Here is a 19,589-nt window from a genome sequence, read left to right as displayed (position 1 = left end):
CAGATCATGTACGGAGCCAGAGTCTGATCGCTACGACGGCGACAGGGCCGTGAAAGACGTAGGCCCGCTTGTCGTATCTCGCGGCCATGGCCCGGAAGTTCTTGAGCCTGTTGATCGTCCGCTCCACTTCGTTTCTGCGCTTGTAGATCGTCTTGTCGAAGCCGGCGGGTCGGCCGCCTTTGCTGCCACGGCGCTTTCAGAACGTCCCGGAGGTCACCCCGTCGAAGCGCGGCACCTGGCGCCGCCCGTCCCACTCCCGCGGCACGCGACGTCACGGACGTACGCCCCCGGGGGCCCGCTCCCGAGGCGGCGCGCTGGGAGCGGAGCCTCGACGGGGCCCGGCGGTTCGCCCTCGCCGACCGCCCCGCCGCCGTGCCCGCCGGCTTCTGCCCGTCAATGGCCCGAGCGGCCCGGGCGCGCACACCGCCTCACCCGTTTCACAGGAGTGGTGAGACAGCAATACTGTTGAACCCCGGATGGTGCAGAGAGGGAGGGCGCAGCCGATGACCCAGCAGACGACGTCTGAGACCACGACGGATGAGTCCGGCGGACCCCCTGAACTCGCCCTCACCGTCGACGAACTCGCGGCGCGTGCCGGGATCACGGTCCGCACGGTCCGCTTCTACAGCACGCGCGGCCTGCTGCCGCCGCCCGCGATAGGCCCGCGCCGCGTCGGCCGGTACGGCCACGAACACCTCTCCCGGCTCGCGCTGATCGAGGAGTTGCAGCACCAGGGCATGACGCTCGCGGCGATCGAGCGCTATCTGCGCCACCTGCCGCAGGACATCAGCGCGCACGACCTCGCCATCCACCGCGCCCTCGTGGCCTCCTGGGTGCCGGACAGCGCGGAGGAGGCGACGCGGGAGCAGCTGGAGCGGCGGATGGGCCGCGAGCTGTCGGAGGAGGACCTGGACCGGCTCGCGGCGATGGGCGTACTCGTACGGACCGAGGCCCCCGGCGTCTTCCGGGTCGAATCGGGCCTGCTGCACCTCGGCGTACGGCTCCTGGACGTCCCGATCTCGCTGGACGGGATCGTCGCGGCCCGTACGGTCATGCTCGAGCACACCCGCTCGGCTGCCCGCGAACTGAGCCGCCTCTTCCGCGAGGAGGTGTGGGACCCCTCGCGCGAGGACGAGCCGGGGCCCGAGCGGGTGGCGCGGACGAAGTCCCTGTCCGCCCATATGCAGCCGCTGGTGGTGCAGGCGCTGGTCACGGCCTTCCAGCGGTCCATGAAAGAGGAGCTGCGGAGCTGGCTCGGCGACGGCCGGGAAGCGCAGGAGCCCGGGTGACACCCGTTCGATAGCCTCGGGGCATGTCCCCTCAGGAACCGTCCGGTTGGAATGCGCCCGGCGCGGGCGGCTACGGCCAACCGCCCGCACCGCCGCAGCCGCAGCCGTACCCGAATCCCCAGGCGCAGCCGTACGGCTACCAGCAACCGCAGCCGTATCCACACTCGCAGTCGCATCCGCAGTCGTACCCGCAGCAGGCCGGATACGGGCCGTACGGACCGCCGCAGCCCGGCCCGTATGCGCCGTATCCTCCGGGCCCGGGCCATCCGGCCGTTCCCGGGACCATGCCGGGCCAGGTGCGGACCGCGCAGGTCATGTTCTTCGTCCTCGCCGGTCTCGTGCTGGTCGGATCCGTCGCCGCCGGGGCGATCGCCGACGGAGAGGCCGCGGGCAAGGTAATTGGCTCCAACCTGCCCGTGATCGGCGGCTTCATCTGCGCCCTGCTCTTCGGCAAGAGCGGCAACGGCGCGAGGATCACGGCCATCGTCTTCGGGTCGCTGATGATCCTCTTCGGCCTCGGCGCCCTGGGACAGAAGCAGCCCGCCGGACTTCTGGAGATCGCGTGCGGCATCGTCATCATCGTGATGCTCGGGCAGAAGCAGGCCACGTACTGGTTCACCCGCCCTCGCGTCTGAGCGGCGAACACCACGACGGCCGGGCCCGCGGCCACGCGCGGGTCCGGCCGTAGCGCTTTGCCGGCTGCCTCCGGTCAGGGAGCGTCGGTGAAGGTCTCGCCCCTCTCGGCCTTGCCCAGCAGCAGCTCGGGCGGCGCGAAGCGGTCTCCGTACGCCGACTGGAGTTCGAGGGCGCGGGCCACGAAGCCCGGGAGGCCGCCCTCGTAGCCGTTGATGTACTGGAGGACGCCGCCGGTCCAGCCGGGGAAGCCGATGCCGAGGATCGAGCCGATGTTGGCGTCGGCGACCGAGGTGAGCACGCCCTCCTCCAGGCACCGGACCGTGTCCAGCGCCTCCGAGAACAGCATCCGCTCCTTCATGTCCTCGAAGGGGACCGGTGGGCCCGGCCGCTGCCCGAAGTGCTCGCGCAGGCCCGGCCACAGACCCGCCCGCCTGCCGTCCTCGCCGTAGTCGTAGAAGCCCGCTCCCCCACTGCGGCCCGGACGGCCGAACTCGTCGATCATGCGGTCGACTACCTCGTCCGCCGGGTGCGGGGTCCACCTGCCGCCCGACTCCTGAACGGCCCGGCGCGTCTCCTCGCGGATCTTGCGCGGCAGGGTGAGGGTCAGCTCGTCCATCAGGGACAGCACCTTGGCCGGGTAGCCGGCCTGGGCCGCGGCCTGCTCGACGGAGGCCGGGTCGGCGCCCTCGCCCACCATGGCCACGCCCTCGTTGATGAACTGGCCGATCACGCGCGAGGTGAAGAAGCCGCGCGAGTCGTTGACCACGATCGGCGTCTTGCGGATCTGTCGTACGAGGTCGAAGGCGCGGGCGGTGGCCTCCTCACCCGTCTTCTCGCCCTTGATGATCTCGACCAGCTGCATCTTGTCGACGGGCGAGAAGAAGTGCAGGCCGATGAAGTCCTGGCTGCGCTGGACACCCTCGGCGAGCAGCGTGATGGGGAGGGTGGAGGTGTTGGAGCAGAGCAGCGCGTCCGGGGCGACGACGCTCTCGATCTCCTGGAAGACCTTGTGCTTGAGGGCCGGGTCTTCGAACACGGCCTCGATGACGGCATCGCAGCCCGCCAGGTCCCGTACGTCGGCGGTCGGGGTGATACGGGCGAGCAGCTCCTCGCGCTTCACCTGGGTCGTACGGCCCTTGGCCAGCGCCTTGTCCAGCAGGCCCGCCGAGTACGCCTTGCCCTTCGCCGCGGCCTCGGCCGAGACGTCCTTCAGCACGACCTCGATCCCGGCCCGCGCGCAGGAGTACGCGATGCCGGCGCCCATCATGCCCGCGCCGAGGACCGCCACCTTGCGCACCTGACGCCGCTCGATGCCGGACGGGCGGCTTCTGCCTGCATTGACGGCCTGGAGGTCGAAGAAGAAGGCCTGGATCATGTTCTTGGCGATCTGGCCGGTGACCAGCTCGGTGAAGTAACGGGACTCGATGACCTGCGCGGTCTCGAAGTCGACCTGGGCGCCCTCGACGGCCGCGGCGAGGATGTTCCGCGGGGCGGGGTAGGGCGCGCCGCCCGTCTGCTTCTTCAGGTTGGCGGGGAAGGCGGGGAGGTTGGCGGCGAACTTCGGGTTGGCCGGGGTCCCGCCAGGGATCTTGTAACCCTTGGCGTCCCAGGGCTGCTGCGACTCGGGGTGGGCGTCGATGAAGGCGCGGGCCTTGGCCAGCATGTCGTCCTGCGTCGCCACGACGTCGTGGATCAGGCCCGCCTCGAGGGCCCGCCGCGGGTTGTACTGGGTGCCCTGCAGCAGCACCTTCAGCAGCGCGTCGGCGATGCCCAGCATCCGTACGCTGCGGACCACACCGCCGCTGCCCGGCAGCAGCCCCAGCGTGACCTCGGGGAAGCCGATCTTGGAGCCGGGGGCGTCGAGGGCGATGCGGTGGTGGCAGGCGAGCGCGATCTCGAAACCGCCGCCCAGGGCAGCGCCATTGATGGCGGCGACGACGGGCTTGCCCAGGGTCTCGAGGCGGCGCAGGTCCCGCTTGATGCCCATGCCGGTCTCGAAGACCTGCTCGGCGTGCTCGGGGCCGAGCTTGCTCATGTCCTTGAGGTCGCCGCCCGCGAAGAAGGTCTTCTTGGCCGACGTGACGATGATGCCGCGCACGGAGTCCTTCTCGGCCTCCAGGCGGTCGGCGATCGCGGTGAGGGAGGCCTTGAAGGCCTGGTTCATGGTGTTGGCGGACTGGCCGGGGTCGTCGAGGACGAGTGTGACGACGCCGGTCCCGTCCTGCTCCCAGCGGATGGTGGTGCGATCGGTCATGTCTGAGTCTCCGTGAGGGTCTGGTCGGCAAGTAATTCCCGCCGCGACGGCGGTCGTCCAACGGCGCGGACCGGATGGGGGCACTCCTTGGGCCTGGCTTCACCGGGGGAGCCCCCACCCAGCGGTAGCCCGGGGAGCCGAAACGGCCGCTACCCGCTCGCGGGGCAGGGCCTCGGCTCCGCGGGAGCGCTACACGCGCTCGACCACCGTCGCGCTGCCCATGCCGCCGCCCACGCAGAGCGTGACCAGGCCGTACCGCTGGTCGCGGCGCTCCAGCTCGTCGATGACCGTGCCGAGCAGCATCGCGCCGGTGGCGCCGAGGGGGTGGCCCATGGCGATGGCGCCGCCGTTGACGTTGACCTTGTCCAGCGGGAGGCCCATGTCGCGGGCGAAGCGCAGGACGACGGCGGCGAAGGCCTCGTTCATCTCGACGAGATCGATGTCGTCGATGGTCAGACCCGCCTTGGCGAGCGCCTTACGGGAGGCGGGGGCGGGCCCGGTGAGCATGATGGTCGGGTCGGCGCCCGAGACGGCGGCCGAGAGGATACGGGCGCGGGGCTCGAGCCCGTACCGCTCCCCCACCTCGCGGTTGCCGACCGCGACGAGCGCCGCGCCGTCGACGATGCCGGAGGAGTTCCCGGCGTGGTGGACGTGGTCGATCCGTTCCACCCAGTGGTACTTCTGCAGCGCCACGGCGTCGAAGCCGCCCGCCTGCCCGATCGTGGCGAAGGACGGCTTGAGGGCGGCCAGCGTCTCCGGGGTCGTCCCGGGCCTGATGTGCTCGTCGCGGTCGAGGACGACCAGGCCGTTGTGGTCGCGGACCGGGACGACGGAGCGGTCGAAGCGGCCGTCCTTCCACGCCTCGGCGGCCCGCTCCTGCGACCGCGCCGCGTACGTGTCCACGTCGTGCCGCGTGAAGCCCTCGATGGTGGCGATGAGGTCGGCGCCGATGCCCTGCGGCACGAAGCCGGTCTCGAAGTTGGTCATCGGGTCCGCGGCCCAGGCGCCGCCGTCCGAGCCCATGGCGACGCGGGACATCGACTCGACGCCGCCCGCGAGGACCAGGTCCTCCCAGCCGGAACGGACCTTGGCAGCGGCCAGGTTGACAGCCTCGAGGCCGGAGGCGCAGAAGCGGTTCTCCTGGACGCCGGCGACGGTGTCGGGGAGCCCGGCCGCGATGGCGGCGGTCTTGGCGATGTCGGAGCCCTGGTCGCCGACGGGGCTGACGACGCCGAGCACGATGTCGTCCACGGCGGCCGGATCCAGGCCGGGGAAGCGGCGGCGGATCTCGTGGATGAGCCCGACGATGAGGTCGATGGGCTTGGTGCCGTGCAGTGCGCCGTTGGCCTTGCCGCGCCCGCGCGGGGTGCGGATGGCGTCGTACACATACGCTTCGGTGCTCACGTCAGCAGCCTTTCGGGGGATGAGGCGGTGCGGGTGATGGGGCGATGAGGGTGGTGGGGCGGGTCAGGAGAGCAGGGAGCGGCCGATGATCTCCTTCATGATCTCGGTCGTGCCGCCGTAGATGGTCTGGATACGGCCGTCGGTGAAGGCTCTGGCGACCGGGTATTCAGCCATGTAGCCGTATCCGCCGTGGAGTTGCAGGCACCGGTCGGCGACCCGCTTCTGGAGCTCGGTGGCCCACCACTTGGCCATCGAGGCGTGCACCGCGTCGAGCCCGCCGCTCGCGTGCTCGGTGATGCAGCGGTCGAGAAAGGCTCGGGTCACGGCGCACTCGGTGGCCATCTCGGCGATCTCGAACCGGATGTGCTGGAGCCTGGAGATCGGCCTCCCGAAGGCCTCGCGCTCCTTCACATACGCGGTGGTGATCTCCAGAAGGTGCTCGGCCGCGGCGATTCCGGCGACCGCGATGGTCATCCGCTCCTGCGCGAGATTCCTCATGAGGTGGACGAAGCCGCCGTTCTCCTCGCCGAGCAGGTTTTCCTTGGGCACCTTCACGTCGTGGAAGAACAGCTCGGCGGTGTCCTGGGCCTTCTGCCCGATCTTGTCGAGGTTGCGGCCGCGCTCGAAGCCCGCCGTGCCGCGCTCGACGACGAGCAGGCTGAGCCCGTGCGCACCGCCCTCCGGCGTCGTCTTCGCCACCACGATCACCAGATCGGCGAGGATGCCGTTGGAGATGAACGTCTTCGAGCCGTTCAGCAGCCAGTGGTCTCCCCGGTCGACCGCCGTCGTACGGACGCCCTGGAGGTCCGATCCCGCGCCCGGCTCGGTCATCGCTATCGCTGTGACGATCTCGCCGCTGCAGAAGCCGGGCAGCCAGCGCCGCTTCTGCTCGTCGGTGGCGAGGGAGTTCAGATAGGGGCCGATGATGTCGTTGTGCAGCCCGATCGCGAGGCCCGCGGCGCCTGCCCGGGTGAACTCCTCGGCGAGCACCGCGGCGTAACGGAAGTCGTCGTTCCCGCCGCCGCCGTACTCCTCGGGGACGGCGATCCCGAGCAGCCCCTGGCGCCCTGCGGCCAGCCAGGCGTCCCGGCTGACGATGCCGTCCTTCTCCCACTGCTCGTAGTGGGGCAGCACCTCCTTGGTGAGGAAGGTGCGGACGGTCTCGCGGAAGGCATCGTGCTCGGCGGTGAAGATCCGGCGCTTCAACTCAGCTCTCCTCGGTGAGTGCGGGAACGTCCCAGTCGCGGGCCACTTCTGCGGTGTCCGCTCCGGGCTGCGCGGGCGGGCGGCGCAGGGCGCCGGGCGTGGCGGAAAAGCGCGGGGCGGGGGCTGGCTGGGTGATGCCGCCGTGCTCGGTGAAGGTGGCGCGGGCGGCGAGGTGCGGGTGGGCCGGGGCCTCGCGGAGGGAGAGCACGGGCGCTACACAGGCGTCCGAGTCCTGGAAGACGGCGGTCCACTCCTCGCGCGTGCGCTGCTTGAAGCGGGCGGTGACGGCGGCGCGCAGCTCGCCCCAGCGCGCCGCGTCCTTGCGCGCGGGTGCCTCGTCCGCGATGCCGAGGAGCCGGACGAACTCCTCGTAGAACCGCTGCTCCAGCGCCCCGACGGCCATGTGGCCGCCGTCGGCCGTCTCGTACGTGCCGTAGAAGGGGCAGCCGCCGTCCAGGAGGTTGGCGCCGCGCCGGTCCTGCCAGCCGCCGGCCGCCATCATCCCGTGGATCATGGCGGTCAGATGCGCGGTCCCGTCGACGATGGCCGCGTCCACGATCTGGCCCTCGCCCGCCGTACGGGCGTGCTGGAGCGCGGCGAGAACACCGATGACGAGGTAGAGCGAGCCGCCGGCGTAGTCACCGAGGAGGTTGGCGGGGACCGCGGGCGGCTCGCCCGGTCGTCCGATCATCCCGAGAGCGCCGGTGATGGCGATGTACGCGATGTCGTGCCCGGCGCGGTCGGCGAGCGGGCCTTCCTGGCCCCAGCCGGTCATCCGGCCGTAGACGAGCCGCGGGTTGCGGTCGAAGCAGTCCTCCGGGCCGACGCCGAGGCGCTCGGCGACGCCTGGCCGGAAGCCCTCGATCAGGATGTCGGCACGCTCGGCGAGGCCGAGGACGGCCGCCGGTCCCCCGGGAGACTTGAGGTCGAGGAGCACGGAGCGCTTGTTGCGGTTGGTGACGTCGTAGGCGGGGTCGATGTTCAGCCCGGCGCCGCCGGGGCGGTCGACGCGGACGACGTCGGCGCCGAGGTCGGCGAGGAGCATGGCGGCGAACGGCCCGGGGCCGATCCCCGCCAGCTCCACGACCCGAACCCCGGCCAGGGGGCCCCTCCCTGCGGCCTTCCCTGCGGCTGCCATCAAGCCCCCAGCTCTTTGACACCATTGATGTAACATCAGTGATGCTAAGAACACGTTCCACTTCGCACAAGCCCCGGCTGATGTGAAACCCCCGATGGGCCGCCTACGGGTCGCGTCCGGCGGTCGCGGGGGTCAGTCGGCGTCCAGCTCCGCGATGAGCTTCTTGGGGGCGATGACGCGGTAGCTCTCCTCCACCCAGTCGCACAGCAGATCGGGCTCCGGCGCGCCCGGCTCGGCGAGCGGGACGCTCACCCAGCCCGCCTTGCCCAGCCCGTACCCCGCCGGCTCCGCGCCGGGTGCGGACATCGCGTGCTCGTGAGTCGCCTCGTCCTTGAGCTTGACGGTGACACCCGGCGGGTAACTGCCGTCGTCGACGCCGAGGAAGACGAAGACCTTCTTGTTGACCTTGATCACGCTCTCGCCCCAGGGGAACTCCTCCACCGCCCCGGGCAGCCCGAGCGCGAACTTCCGCACTTTCTCCCGCACCTTCAGCGGCGCCTTCAGGGCCGTCGGCGGACCCTTGTCCTTCGCTGCGCCCATCGCTCCTCGCCTCCGCCTCGCTCGCCCTGCTCGCCTCGCTGCTCGCCCCGCTCCGGGTTCGCGCGCTCCACGCTAACCGGGGCCGCTGACATCGGCGCGTGAACCAGGTGGTCGGCGTCGGCCATGCGGTCGGTCAGCCGGTGCAGGCGGTGCGGGATATTGCCGCCGACCAGCACGATCACGACCGCGGTCAGGCCGAAGGCCAGCACGGCGAGCGCCCGGCCCAGTGGCATCCCCTCGGCGAGCCGCGCGCCGAGCACCGGGGCAACCGCCCCGCCGAGCGCGCCGACGTTGTAGACGAAGCCGAGCGAGGCGGCGCGCGTCGCGACCGGGAAGTGGCCCGCGACGTACTTGGGCAGCAGGCCCGAGATGCCCTGGCTCAGCGCCAGCATGAAGAAGAGCAGCACGCCGAGCCCGACAAGGCTGTCCTGGACCGCGAAGACCGGGAAGATGAAGGCCAGAGAGGCGATCAGCGTGACGGTGTACGCGGTGCGCGTGCCGAGCCGGTCGCCGACGAAGCCCGCGAGCCAGCAGCCGAACATCGTCCCGAACCCGGCGTAGTACATGACGTCCGTGACCTGCCCGGGCGAGTACCCGAGCTCGGTCTTGAGATAGGTCGGCAGCAGGGCCTGGATCGGCCAGCTGTAGAGGAAGCAGCAGAACACGGTCGCCATCAGCCCGACGTACAGCACCCAGCCGCTCCGGCCGCCGAGCTGCACGGCGAAGGCGACCAGGCAGGCCGCCGCGACCGCCGACAGCGCGGGCACCGCCCCGGCACCGGCCGGCGTGAAGACGCAGAACAGGGCGGTGCCGGCGGCCGCGGTGAGGATGGAGTTCACGGTGGCACGCGCGCGTGTGGCGAACAGCGGCCGGAACGGGTTGGGCCGGGCCTCGGCGGCCCCGACCTCGGCGCTCCAGTCGTCGGCCTCCGGCAGCGCCCGCCGCACCCACAGCGCGACCAGCACCGGCAGCACGCCGATCCAGAACATCCAGCGCCAGCCCAGCCCTGGCACAACCCACTTGTAGACCTCGGCGGCCAGGACCGTGCCGAAGGCGTAGCCGGAGATCAGGAAGCCGGAGGCGCGGTTGCGCAGCCGGATCGGCCAGGTCTCCAGCACGTACGTCGCGCTGGCGCTGTACTCGCCCGCCATCCCCATGCCGATCGCGAGCCGGGCGACGAAGAGGCTGGTGTAGCCCCACGCGAAGCCGCACGCGAAGGTGCCGAGCGAGTAGAGCAGGATGCTGGCGATCATCGCGGCCTTGCGGCCGTAGCGGTCGCCCATCGCGCCGAGCAGCGCGCCGCCGAGCCAGCGGGTGATGAAGGCGCCGGAGACCAGGCTCGCGGACTGCACGGTGCTCAGCCCGAAGTCGTCGGCGATCTCGGTGAGGACGAGCGTGATGAGCACGAAGTCGAAGCCGTCGAGGACGTAGCCGGCCCAGGCGGCGAACATCGACTTCCACTGGCGCCGGGAGACCTCCCGGTACCAGCGGAGGGGTAACGCTCCGGGCGCGGACTCGGACGCGGATTCGGACGCCGACTCGGACCCCGATTCGGGCGCGGGCCCGGACCCGGGTGCGGACTCGGACCCCGCCCCGGAACCGGACTCGGACCCTGGCGCGTTCTCCGGCGTGCTCACAGCAGTCCTCCCTCTTCGAGCAGGCGGCTCACGGACTTGGTTGCGGCGTCGCCCAAGGGGACCTGCGGGGCGGCGGTGGCCGGGCAGTCGATGACGCCCAGCAGGTGGAGTGCGGCCTTGAAGGCGCCGAGCGCGGACGAGCTGCGGCCCATGGCCGCCTCGTCGCCGACGTCGGTGATGGCGAACAGCGCGGCGAGGCGGTCCTGCTCCGCCGCGGCGTCCGCCCAACGGCCCGCGCGCGCCTGCGCGTAGAGCCGGACGTAACCGGCCGGATCGACGTTGCCCAGGCCGGGTACGACACCGTGGGCACCGGCGAGCAGGGCCCCGTCGACGGCGAGTTCGGACCCGGTGAGCACGGAGAACGTGCTGTCGAGGCCCCGGTGGCGCAGCTCGACGAGGAGTCGGCGCAGCGCGCCGTCGTCACCGCTGCTGTCCTTGAGGCCCGTGAGGGTGCCGTCGGCGGCGAGCGCGAGGACGATCGCGGCCGGGAGCTTGGTGTGCACGGCGAGCGGGATGTCGTACGCGAAGAGCGGCAGGTCCACGCCCTGGCGGATGCGCCGGAAGTGGTCGGCGATCTCGACCGGGTGAGTGCGGGTGTAGAAGGGCGCGGTGGCCACGAGGGCGTCAGCGCCGAGCTCCGTTGCGGCGCGCGCGTGGTCGAGGACGCGCGCGGTCGTCATGTCGATCACCCCGGCGAGTACGGGCACGCGGCCGTCGGCCGCCTCAACGGCCGTACGGAGGACTGTATGGCGCTGGGCGTCGCTCAGGTAGGCGACCTCACCGCTGGAGCCGAGCGCGAAGAGCGCGTCGACGCCGGCGCCGATGAGGCGTTCGGCGAGGGAGCGGAGGGAGCGGGTGTCGATGTCACCGCCGGGGGTGAGCGGGGTGCACAGGGGTGGCACGACGCCGGTGAGGGGAGTGGGGAGTGGCATTGCGGGCTCCACAATTTCGGGCAATCGCGAAGAAGCCTGATTGCATTGGACGTTGGACGTCCTATGTCTTGGGGCCGACAGTGCCCGAGCGATATCGCCGCGTCAAGACCTGTCCGGGCGTGGTGAGTAAGTGGTGAGCAAACGGTGTGGCCGCGGGCCCTGACTGCACGTGCGGTGGCGTAGCCCTGGTCGTCGAGGCCAGGGTCAACGGGCGGGTGCCGGGCCAGACGGCCGGCCGGGACGTCAGCGGCTCAGGCGGGCGATGCGGCCCTTTTCTCCCGAGGCCCAGCAGGCCAGGTCGTCGCGGCCGCCGTCGACCGTGCGCAGGACCGTGCCCTTCGAGCCCACAGCCCAGGCCGTGCCGCGGCTCACCGCCGCGAGTCCGCGGAACCGGGCGTCGCTGCCGGTCGCGATGAGGTACCGGCCGATGAGGTGCCGACCGATGAGAGCCGGCCGATGAGGTGCCGGCCGGTGCGCGGGCGCTCGCCTGCCGTGACGCCGGCTGCGGTGCCCTCCGGGGTGGCGACGACCGCGAGCGCCGCCGCGCACAGTCCTGCCGACGCCGAACGCCTCAGCCTGCTCCGTTAGCCTCGTGCGCCTCTGCGCCTCGTGCGCCTCATGGCGGGCGAAGCCAGTCCACCGTCAGCTCACCGTCCAGGGCGCCAGGGCGTCAGCCGACGGGCTGCTGGCGGTACTCCGCGAGCCCCGGCACGGTCCTCGACATCGTGAACTGCGTGACCCGGTACGCGCAGACCTCCTCCTGCACGAACGGGTCGCTGGCGACGACGGCCTCGATGCGGTCCCGGTCGTCCCCCACCGCCAGGATCACCCCGCCGTCGGGCGGGCTCTTGCGTCCGGACGCGACGAACACCCCTGCCTCGAACTGCTCGTCCACCCACTCCAGGTGGGCTTCGCGGAGGGCGTCGACCTCGTCGGCGGGTGCGGTGTAAGTCAGCTCAAGCACGAACATGATCCGAGCCTACGTGCCCGGGAACCTCCACCGCGTGGGGGCCCTCATCTCGTCATCCCAGCCGAATACGACCCGCGGCCGCAGCCGGAAGACGGGCCCGGCAGCGCCGGAGCTGTCGGCCACACCCTCGCCGGCCGCGACGAGATCCCAGTCGTACTTGGCGTTGTACGCGGCCAGGAAAGCGGTCAGCGGCCCGGCCCCCGCGACCGCCTCCGCCATCCCCTCCACGATCACCGGGCGGTCGCCGTCCTCCAGGTGCACGGTGACCTCCGGGTTGCCGCGGAGGTTGTGGCGGGCGAGCGAGCCCGTGCTGAACCAGAGGCCGTCCTCCAGCCAGACCGCCCAGATCGGGCGGGTGTGCGGGCGTCCGCCGGGGCGGGTGGTGGCGATCCAGTAGGTACGGGCGGCGATCAGCCGGTCGAGCGCCCACTGCCAGGGCAGGAGCTCTCCCGGCGGCATCGGGCTGCCGAACATGACCGGGGACTCGGCTTCGGGAGCGGGCAGGGCGTCCATACGGCTCACCGTACGGCGGGAGTGCCGCCGAACCGGGGACGTACGGCCGTAGGACTCCCGTAGGCCTGCCCTGCCCTCGTTCCTCCCCCGCTACCCGCGCGCGTGGCCCCCGGACTCAGCCCGCCAGGGCCGCCGCGAGGGCGCGGCGGCACAGGGCGTCCGCGTGGCGCGTCGTCTCCGGCAGCCGGTGGCGCGGGGTCAGCCGCAGCGTGTGCGCACAGGCCGCCTCCAGGCCGATCGCGTGCCCGACCGAGACGAAGACCGGCTTGACGCCGTCGCGGGTACGGAGCGCGCGCCCGACCACCTCGCCACCGTCGACCAGCGGCGCCCACGCGCCGCGCGAGGGGCCCGGCGGCTCGTACGCGAAGGAGAACGGCGTTTTGGCGACCCCGAAGGACGGGATACCGGTCAGCACCCCGAGATGGCTGGCCAGCCCGAGGCGGCGCGGGTGGGCGATGCCGTAGCCGTCGCACACGACCAGGTCGGGCGGGGCGGCCAGCCTCTCCAACGCCCGTAGGACGGGGGGCAGTTCGCGGAAGGCCAGCAGGCCCGGCACGTACGGGAAGGAGGCCGTGGAGACGGCCGTCGCCCGCTCCACCACCTCGAGGGTCGCCAGGTCCAGGACGACGGCAGCGGCGGCCACCCGGTCGGTGCGCTCGTCGTACGCCACGTCCACCCCGGCGACCCGGCCCGGGGCGCCCGGAGCAGGGCCCGCGCTCTCCAGGTCGACGAGCCCGCGCAGCCGCTCCTGCTCCTCGACCGCCTCGGCCTCGGAGCCCGGCCAGCCCCGGTCCGTCCCCGTCCATCCCCCGGAGGTCCATCCCATGCAGCCGTCCTATCACCTCCCCGCGGCCGTGACAGACGTCACCCTCCCCTCCGATGCACGAATCCGGCCACGGAGCCGTCCTATCCAGTGCGGACCGTCGTCCAAGGATCCCTACGAGCGCGAGGAGGCAGGCGTGTTCCCTGTCATCGACCAAGCTGTCCGGGCCGGCCTCATCACCGCCGATGCCCAGGTGCAGGCCATCACGGCGGTGCTGCGCTACCAGCGGGACGACCCGCTCGCCGTACGCGTCTGCTTCCCGCCGCGGGCCTCGCTCGCCGGCTCGGACGTGGCGTGGGTCTTCGGCCGGGACCTTCTGGCCGCCGGTCTCGAGAAGCCGGCGGGCGACGGGGACGTGCACGTACGGCCGTTCGGCGACGATCTGACCGTGCTGGAGTTCCACGCCTCGGTCGGTACGGCGATGGTGCGGATGGAGTCCGCCGATCTGCGCCGCTTCCTGCAGCGGACGTATCTGGTGGTCCCGGTGGGCCGCGAGGGGCTGTACCTGGACGTGGACGGTGATCTGGCGGCGCTGCTGAGAGAGGCGTGACCGCCTCAGCGGGCAGGACCGGAGTTCCGGGCCCGGGTCCCGGGGTCAGCTGCCCGCGGCCGTGATCCTGGGGACCAGCACGGCCGTGGTGACCGCGACGATCAAGGCCGTCCGCACCTCGTTCATGACCTTCTTCAGCGCCGGAGCCGCCCGGCCGCCGCGCTCGGCCAGGGCGGCGATCTCCGCGCCTCGCACGCCGTGGCGTCCGCCGCCGACACCACCGTGCGCAGCCCCCCACCGCCGCCGGCGCGATCAGCGCCGCGAACGGGGTCGTGGTCCGACTTTTATTGCGTTGCGACGGGGCGGCGCCGCGCCGTACGGTCGTTTCTGGCCCCGTTGTCGTCGAATGGAGAAGGACGTTGCTCGTCTGAGGTTCTGGGACACCGAGCTCCGCAGTGACGCTGCCTGCGTGAGCCGTGTGCGACCTCGGCACTGAGCCGTCTTCCCGCGACCGGGGCCTTCTTGCTCCCCCTTTACTGCCGTTGCTGCCTTGGCCCGGCCGCCCGCTCGCTCGCCGCCGTTGTCGCACTCCCGGTGTCTCCTCCGTGTTGCCGCATGACTTCACGTCACACCACATCGCTTCGAGCAAACCGGGAGGCCGTGCATGGCTCATTCCGCCCCCTCATCCGTCACCTGCTCGGGACTCGCCTTCGCCTGGCCCGACGGGACCGCCGTCTTCGAGGACTTCGACCTGTCGGTCGGTCCCGGCCGTACCGGCCTGATCGGGCTCAACGGCTCCGGCAAGTCCACGCTGCTGCGGCTCATGGCCGGGGAGCTGACCCCGGCGGCGGGCAGCGTCCGGATCGCCGGGGAGGCCGGCTACCTGCCGCAGAATCTCGTACTCGACACCACCCTGCGGGTCGACGAGGCGCTGGGTATCGCCCGCACCCGCGCCGCGCTGCACGCCATCGAGGGCGGCGACGCGAGCGAGGAGCACTTCGCCGCGGTGGGCGACGACTGGGACGTCGAGGAGCGGGCCCGCGCGACGCTCGACCAGCTCGGCCTCGGCCGCATCGACCTGGACCGCACCCTCGGGGAGGTCTCGGGCGGCGAGTCGGTGCTGCTGCGGCTGGCGGCCCTGCTTCTGCGGCGGCCCGACGTCCTGCTGCTCGACGAGCCGACCAACAACCTCGACCTGGAGGCGCGGCGTCGGCTGTACGACGCGGTGGCGTCCTGGTCGGGAGTGATGATCGTGGTCAGCCACGACCGCGAACTGCTGGAGCTGGCCGACCAGATCGCCGATCTGCGCGGCGGGGACGTCCGCTGGTACGGCGGGAACTTCTCCGCGTACGAGGAGGCCCTGGCCGTGGAGCAGGAGGCCGCCGAGCGGATGGTCCGCGTCGCCGAGGCGGACGTGCGGCGGCAGAAGCGGGAACTGGCGGACGCGCAGGTCAAGTTGGCGCGGCGGGTGCGCTACGGCCAGAAGATGTACGACACCAAGCGGGAGCCGCGTGCTGTCATGAAGATGCGCAAGCGGACGGCCCAGGAGTCCGCGGGCAAGCACCGGATCATGCACGCGGAGAGGCTGGAGGAGGCGAAGGGGCGGCTGGACGAGGCGGTCGGGGCGGTACGGGACGACGACGAGATCCGTATCGACCTCCCGCACACGGCGGTCCCGGCGGGCCGGGCCGTCCTCACCCTGCGGAACCTGGAACTCCGGCACGGCATCGCGCGCGTGCCGGGATTCGAGATCCGCGGCCCTGAGCGGGTCGCCCTGATCGGGCGGAACGGCTCGGGGAAGTCGACGCTGCTGCGGACGGTCGCGGGCGAGCTGGACCCGGCGGGCGGCGAGGCGGTGGCGCACGTGCCGCTGCGCTGTCTGCCGCAGCGGCTCGACGTTCTCGACGACGGGCTGACCGTCGCCGAGAACGTGGCCCGCTTCGCCCCCAGCGCCACCAACAACCGTATCCGCGCCCGCCTCGCCCGCTTCCTCTTCCGCGGCGCCCGCGCCGACCAGCCCGCGGGCACCCTCTCGGGCGGCGAACGCTTCCGCGCAACCCTCGCCGCCCTGATGCTGGCCGAGCCCGCCCCGCAGCTCCTCATGCTCGACGAGCCCACGAACAACCTGGACATGGCGTCAGTGCGGCAATTGACGGCCGCCCTGGACTCGTACGAGGGCGCGCTGCTCGTCGCGAGCCACGATGTGCCGTTCCTCCGGGGGATCGGGATCACCCGGTGGGTGCGGCTGGAGGGGGAGTTGGCGGGGGTGGAGCCGGACGAGGTGTGAGAGGGCCGGACGAGGCGTGAGGCCCGGCGCCCCTCTCCGGGCTCCGGCCTCACCCCTGCGTGTGCGGTGGTCGCCTCGTCAACGCGCCCACGCGCGCGTCACTGGGCGGCGCAGCGTGGCTGGAGCGCCCAGAATCGGGTATCCACTGATCCACCAACGGCCGATGCCGACAGCCGATCGACGGAGAGCTCCGCGGATGACGACCCTGACCTTCGACTTCTACGTACGCGCCACACCCGAGAAGGTCTGGGAGGCCCTGACCGACCCCGCCCTGGTGCCGCGCTGGCGTTTCGGCATGTCCTTCGAGACGGACTGGCAGGCGGGTTCGCCGCTGGTCAGCCGGTCCCCGGACGGAACGGGGACGGTGGCGGAGTCGGTCCCCGGCCGGCGGCTCGTCTACGACTGGTCCCAGACCGACCAGCCCGAGGCCAACGGCGGGCACCCGTCCACGATTTCGTTCCACCTCGGCCCGATGGGAGAGGTGACCCACCTGGCGGTGGTCCACAGCGACCTGGACCCGGACGGCCTCTTCCTCAAGGTCGTCCGGCCGGGCTGGCCGATGCTTCTGTCCAGCCTGAAGAGCCTGCTCGAAACCGGTGAGCCGCTGCCCTTCCGCAGATGACCGACGAGGGCGTGCCGGCGGGCCTTTCCCTTCGATGTGCGCCACGCGGCGGAGCCGCATATCGGTGCTGCGCCGCGTGGCCGCCGCAGGCGTCATGGTCCACCTGGCAGCGCACTAATTCATTCGACGATCCGATGGGGAGTTCGGCAGGCTCTCGTTATGGAGAGGCGTTTCTGGCCCGTGTACGGGCTGCGGATGACGACGCCGCGGCTTGAGCTGCGGTTGCCGGACACAGAGTTGCTCGATGAGCTGGCGGCGGTCGCCGCGGACGGGGTGCACGATCCGGCGGAGATGCCGTTCCTCTTTCCCTGGAGCGATGCCGGGCCGGAGGGGCGGGGTCGGGCCACCTTCCAGCACGTGCTGGGCACCATCGCGGACTGGCGCCCGGAGAAGTGGACCCTGAGCCTGGCCGTGCTGCGCGACGGGAAAGTGGTGGGTCGGCAGGACCTGTTCGCGACGGACTTCGCCATGACCCGGGAGGCGAAGACGGGCTCCTGGCTGGGGATCGCCCATCAAGGGCAGGGCATCGGCACGGAAATGCGGGCGGCGGCGCTGCACCTGGCCTTCGAGGGTCTTGGCGCGCGCTGGGTGACGTCGGCCGCCATGACGGACAACCCACGCTCGCTCGGGGTGTCGCGGAAGCTCGGCTACCGCCCGGACGGTCTCAGCACCGCGTCAGTGCGCGGGGAACTGCGGACCATACAACGGCTGCGCCTGGACCGCGCGGAGTGGGAGTCACGGCGTGCGGTCCCGGTGCACGTGCATGGCCTGGAGGCGTGCGGCGAACTCTTCGGAGTGTGACGCGTGATGAGACGCGTGATGACGTCCGGCCACGGGAACGCGGTCCGCGTACGGCGTGCTTGCGGCGGTTCATGACCTCGTGGCCTTCTTGCCTCTTGACCTCGTGTCCTCAAGGCCTCAAGGCCTCATGTCCGCCGCTCGCGCCACTCACGGACGACGCGCTCGGCGTCGAAGGGAACGAGGTTGAGCTGAGGACCGGAGAGCGGCTTCCTGATCGCCTCGCGGATCTTCTCGTTGATGTCCGCCACGATCTGCCGGACCTCGGACTCCGACGCGGCCTGCGACGCCGCGGCCAGCGCGTCCTCCGCCTCCTTCCGCAGGGTGAGCGTCGGCGGCAGATAGGACACGTTCTCGCGGTGCATCTTCTCCTTGATCCACCACAGCTCGTCGTAGGGCCTGTCCAGGCCGGGGATGGGCTTGCCCGCGCCGGGCAGGTCGTCGAACTCGCCACGGTCCGCAGCTTCGCGGATCTGCTTGTCGACCCATGACTCGAAGCCGACGCCGGGTGGCTTGCGCTCAGTCATGCTGCCATTCTCCCCCACCCCGCCTCCGCACACACGGGCGGCGTCCGGTCCCGCCGCTCACTCACGGCTCCCGCGCGGGTGCGGGCGCGGGCCGCTGCTCGCCGGCCGGCTCCAGGCGCAGCCGGACGAACCGCGGGCGGTAGAGGGACACGTTGCGGTTGACGTTGGCGTGCGCGGCCGACGGGTCGGAGCCGAGCCAGTTGACGTCGTAGCTGAGCAGCAGCCTCCCTCCGGAGGTGAACTCCGGGTGCGCCTGGGGGTTGTACGCGGCGACCTCGCGTCGCGCCGCGGAGTCGGGCGGCAGGGGTGCCTCGAAGCCACCGGACGGCCCATGCCAGGGGCCACGCGGGGAGCAGGCCCAGTACGAGGTGATGGTGGCGAGGCCGGCCGCGTGCGGGCCGCCCGCGTCCATGGTGAGCAGCACCCAGGTGCCGTACTTGCGCACCACCGTGAACGCGCTGCCGACGCCCCGCCGCCCGCCGTCGCCGAGGACGGGCGCCGCACGGTCCGGGTCCGGCTGCCAGCGCCCGCCGTCCCAGTAGCGCCAGGCGGACGGATCGGCCAGCCGCCCATGCGGCACGCGCGCGAGGTAGGCGTGCGAGGAGGGGCGGGCGGGGGTGGCACCGCGGCCGTCGTCGCCGCCGAACACGTACGTCCAGCGGCCGCTGCGGACGGCTGTCGTGCCGTAGAGGACGCGGCGCGCCGGGTCGGCGGTGCGGGTCTGGTCGGAGATCCGCTCGATGCCCTCGAGGCGCAGGTCGGGCAGCGAGAGGGTGGCGACCTCGGTGGCGGCCGGGACGCCGTAGAGCCAGGGAGGGGCCCCTGCGGTACGGGTCCACAGCAGGACGCGGACGACGCTCCCGGACTTCTCGGACTTCTCGGACGGTGCGCCTGGCGAACCGGACGTGCGCGGCTCGACGACCGCCTCGACCGGCCACCGCCACTGCTGCTGCCCCGCGGACGGCGGATTGGGGAACAGCGGCGCGGGGGCAGCCGCCGTACCGCCGGTCAGTGTCCGCTCCAGGCGGCCGGAAGGGGACATCACGACGGCCGCGTTCCGCAGCCAGGCGGGAGCGCCGGGGGTGCCGCCGAGAGCGCCGCCGGGAGCGGAGTTGTCCCGCCAGGAGTGCGGCTGCCCCTCCGGGTTGGGCGGGGGGTGGACCTGGCCGAGGAAGGGGTCGGAGAACAGCCACAGGGTGCGGCCGTCGGGGAGCCGTACGGAGTGGGTGCCGTCGCCGCCGGTCCAGTCGTCGAAGCGGCTGCCGTCGTCCCCGTAGCGGGCGAACTCGCCGGTCGTACGGTCGTCGGCGGCCCACGAGCCGACCTTCAGGCCGCGGCAGCGGGTTGCCTCGTCGTGGGGGGAGCCGGGGAGCGCGAGGAGCAGGGCGGCTGCCGCGGCCAGTGCGAGGGCGAGCGCGGCGAGGGTGATCGTGCGGTGCCGTTGCGACGTGACGGAACGTATGCCGGAAAAACCCACGCGGGACGCACCTCTTTGACGAGACGTCAGGTCCACGTACCAGGCT

The 19,589-nt window shown here is 72.0% G+C and carries 19 protein-coding genes and 2 pseudogenes; 6 read left to right on the top strand and 15 right to left on the bottom strand.

Going from position 1 to position 19,589, the window contains the following annotated elements:
- Window positions 1-4 precede the first annotated feature (4 nt).
- A pseudogene (locus tag ACTWP8_RS34165) lies at window positions 5-196 on the bottom strand (IS5/IS1182 family transposase); the annotation flags it as partial.
- 307 nt (window positions 197-503) lie between these two features.
- Here ACTWP8_RS34165 and ACTWP8_RS34160 point away from each other — a divergent pair.
- Both ACTWP8_RS34160 and ACTWP8_RS34155 read left to right on the top strand, forming a co-directional pair.
- The gene (locus ACTWP8_RS34160) at window positions 504-1,289 is read left to right on the top strand and encodes a MerR family transcriptional regulator (RefSeq protein ID WP_443325972.1); all 786 of its coding nucleotides are present in this window, start codon (window positions 504-506) and stop codon (window positions 1,287-1,289) included.
- Window positions 1,290-1,312: 23 nt separating this feature from the next.
- Complete coding sequence (locus tag ACTWP8_RS34155) at window positions 1,313-1,924, top strand: hypothetical protein (protein ID WP_443325971.1); 612 nt, start codon at window positions 1,313-1,315, stop codon at window positions 1,922-1,924.
- Between the two features lie 74 nt (window positions 1,925-1,998).
- On the opposite strand, the gene ACTWP8_RS34150 is transcribed toward ACTWP8_RS34155, so the two are convergent.
- From ACTWP8_RS34150 to ACTWP8_RS34100, 11 genes and pseudogenes are all read right to left on the bottom strand, one after another.
- Complete coding sequence (locus ACTWP8_RS34150; protein ID WP_443325970.1) at window positions 1,999-4,179, bottom strand: 3-hydroxyacyl-CoA dehydrogenase NAD-binding domain-containing protein; 2,181 nt, start codon at window positions 4,177-4,179, stop codon at window positions 1,999-2,001.
- Between the two features lie 189 nt (window positions 4,180-4,368).
- On the bottom strand, window positions 4,369-5,583 hold the full coding sequence (locus ACTWP8_RS34145; RefSeq protein ID WP_443325969.1) for an acetyl-CoA C-acetyltransferase: 1,215 nt from the start codon (window positions 5,581-5,583) through the stop codon (window positions 4,369-4,371).
- A 63-nt stretch (window positions 5,584-5,646) separates the two neighbouring features.
- Entirely contained in the window at window positions 5,647-6,789 is a 1,143-nt protein-coding gene (locus ACTWP8_RS34140; RefSeq protein WP_443325968.1) for an acyl-CoA dehydrogenase family protein, read from the bottom strand.
- Between the two features lies 1 nt (window position 6,790).
- Window positions 6,791-7,927 (bottom strand): CaiB/BaiF CoA transferase family protein, encoded by a 1,137-nt coding sequence (locus tag ACTWP8_RS34135; protein ID WP_443325967.1) that lies wholly within the window; start codon window positions 7,925-7,927, stop codon window positions 6,791-6,793.
- Window positions 7,928-8,059: 132 nt separating this feature from the next.
- On the bottom strand, window positions 8,060-8,467 hold the full coding sequence (locus ACTWP8_RS34130; RefSeq protein ID WP_443325966.1) for an MmcQ/YjbR family DNA-binding protein: 408 nt from the start codon (window positions 8,465-8,467) through the stop codon (window positions 8,060-8,062).
- A complete protein-coding gene (locus ACTWP8_RS34125; RefSeq protein WP_443325965.1) occupies window positions 8,428-10,104 on the bottom strand; it encodes a sialate:H+ symport family MFS transporter in 1,677 nt (558 codons plus the stop codon). Before ACTWP8_RS34125 ends, ACTWP8_RS34130 begins: the two co-directional genes overlap by 40 nt.
- The gene (locus tag ACTWP8_RS34120; protein ID WP_443325964.1) at window positions 10,101-11,036 is read right to left on the bottom strand and encodes a dihydrodipicolinate synthase family protein; all 936 of its coding nucleotides are present in this window, start codon (window positions 11,034-11,036) and stop codon (window positions 10,101-10,103) included. The genes ACTWP8_RS34125 and ACTWP8_RS34120 overlap by 4 nt, the downstream gene beginning before the upstream one ends.
- Window positions 11,037-11,339: 303 nt before the next feature.
- A pseudogene (locus tag ACTWP8_RS34115) lies at window positions 11,340-11,453 on the bottom strand (oxidoreductase); the annotation flags it as partial.
- Between the two features lie 253 nt (window positions 11,454-11,706).
- Window positions 11,707-12,006, bottom strand: a complete 300-nt coding sequence (locus ACTWP8_RS34110) for a YciI family protein (RefSeq protein WP_443325963.1) — start codon at window positions 12,004-12,006, stop codon at window positions 11,707-11,709.
- Window positions 12,007-12,015: 9 nt separating this feature from the next.
- Complete coding sequence (locus ACTWP8_RS34105) at window positions 12,016-12,519, bottom strand: pyridoxamine 5'-phosphate oxidase family protein (protein WP_443325962.1); 504 nt, start codon at window positions 12,517-12,519, stop codon at window positions 12,016-12,018.
- A gap of 115 nt (window positions 12,520-12,634) precedes the next feature.
- On the bottom strand, window positions 12,635-13,345 hold the full coding sequence (locus tag ACTWP8_RS34100; protein ID WP_443325961.1) for an endonuclease V: 711 nt from the start codon (window positions 13,343-13,345) through the stop codon (window positions 12,635-12,637).
- Window positions 13,346-13,478: 133 nt separating this feature from the next.
- Here ACTWP8_RS34100 and ACTWP8_RS34095 point away from each other — a divergent pair, with 133 nt between their 5' ends.
- Window positions 13,479-13,892: an SsgA family sporulation/cell division regulator gene (locus ACTWP8_RS34095; protein WP_443318463.1), complete on the top strand. Its 414-nt coding sequence runs from the start codon at window positions 13,479-13,481 to the stop codon at window positions 13,890-13,892.
- Window positions 13,893-13,937: 45 nt separating this feature from the next.
- Here the strand turns inward: ACTWP8_RS34095 and ACTWP8_RS34090 are convergent, their stop codons facing one another.
- Window positions 13,938-14,087 (bottom strand): hypothetical protein, encoded by a 150-nt coding sequence (locus ACTWP8_RS34090; RefSeq protein WP_443325960.1) that lies wholly within the window; start codon window positions 14,085-14,087, stop codon window positions 13,938-13,940.
- A gap of 409 nt (window positions 14,088-14,496) precedes the next feature.
- On the opposite strand from ACTWP8_RS34090, the gene ACTWP8_RS34085 reads away from it, so the two are divergent.
- From ACTWP8_RS34085 to ACTWP8_RS34075, 3 genes are all read left to right on the top strand, one after another.
- Entirely contained in the window at window positions 14,497-16,119 is a 1,623-nt protein-coding gene (locus ACTWP8_RS34085) for an ABC-F family ATP-binding cassette domain-containing protein (RefSeq protein WP_443325959.1), read from the top strand.
- Between the two features lie 196 nt (window positions 16,120-16,315).
- Window positions 16,316-16,741 carry an SRPBCC domain-containing protein gene (locus ACTWP8_RS34080; RefSeq protein ID WP_443325958.1) on the top strand — a complete coding sequence of 142 codons (426 nt, stop codon included), beginning with the start codon at window positions 16,316-16,318 and terminating at the stop codon, window positions 16,739-16,741.
- A 159-nt stretch (window positions 16,742-16,900) separates the two neighbouring features.
- Window positions 16,901-17,542: a GNAT family N-acetyltransferase gene (locus ACTWP8_RS34075; RefSeq protein ID WP_443325957.1), complete on the top strand. Its 642-nt coding sequence runs from the start codon at window positions 16,901-16,903 to the stop codon at window positions 17,540-17,542.
- A 125-nt stretch (window positions 17,543-17,667) separates the two neighbouring features.
- On the opposite strand, the gene ACTWP8_RS34070 is transcribed toward ACTWP8_RS34075, so the two are convergent.
- Window positions 17,668-18,066: a J-domain-containing protein gene (locus ACTWP8_RS34070; RefSeq protein ID WP_443325956.1), complete on the bottom strand. Its 399-nt coding sequence runs from the start codon at window positions 18,064-18,066 to the stop codon at window positions 17,668-17,670.
- A gap of 61 nt (window positions 18,067-18,127) precedes the next feature.
- A complete protein-coding gene (locus ACTWP8_RS34065; RefSeq protein WP_443325955.1) occupies window positions 18,128-19,543 on the bottom strand; it encodes a DUF4185 domain-containing protein in 1,416 nt (471 codons plus the stop codon).
- Window positions 19,544-19,589: the final 46 nt, after the last annotated feature.

Origin of the sequence: Streptomyces sp. 7N604, assembly GCF_052245475.1 — a bacterium.
In the GTDB taxonomy this organism is placed as follows: domain Bacteria; phylum Actinomycetota; class Actinomycetes; order Streptomycetales; family Streptomycetaceae; genus Streptomyces.
The sequence above is the reverse complement of the archived record's forward strand: the minus strand, read 5'-3'. Positions and strand labels throughout refer to the sequence as shown.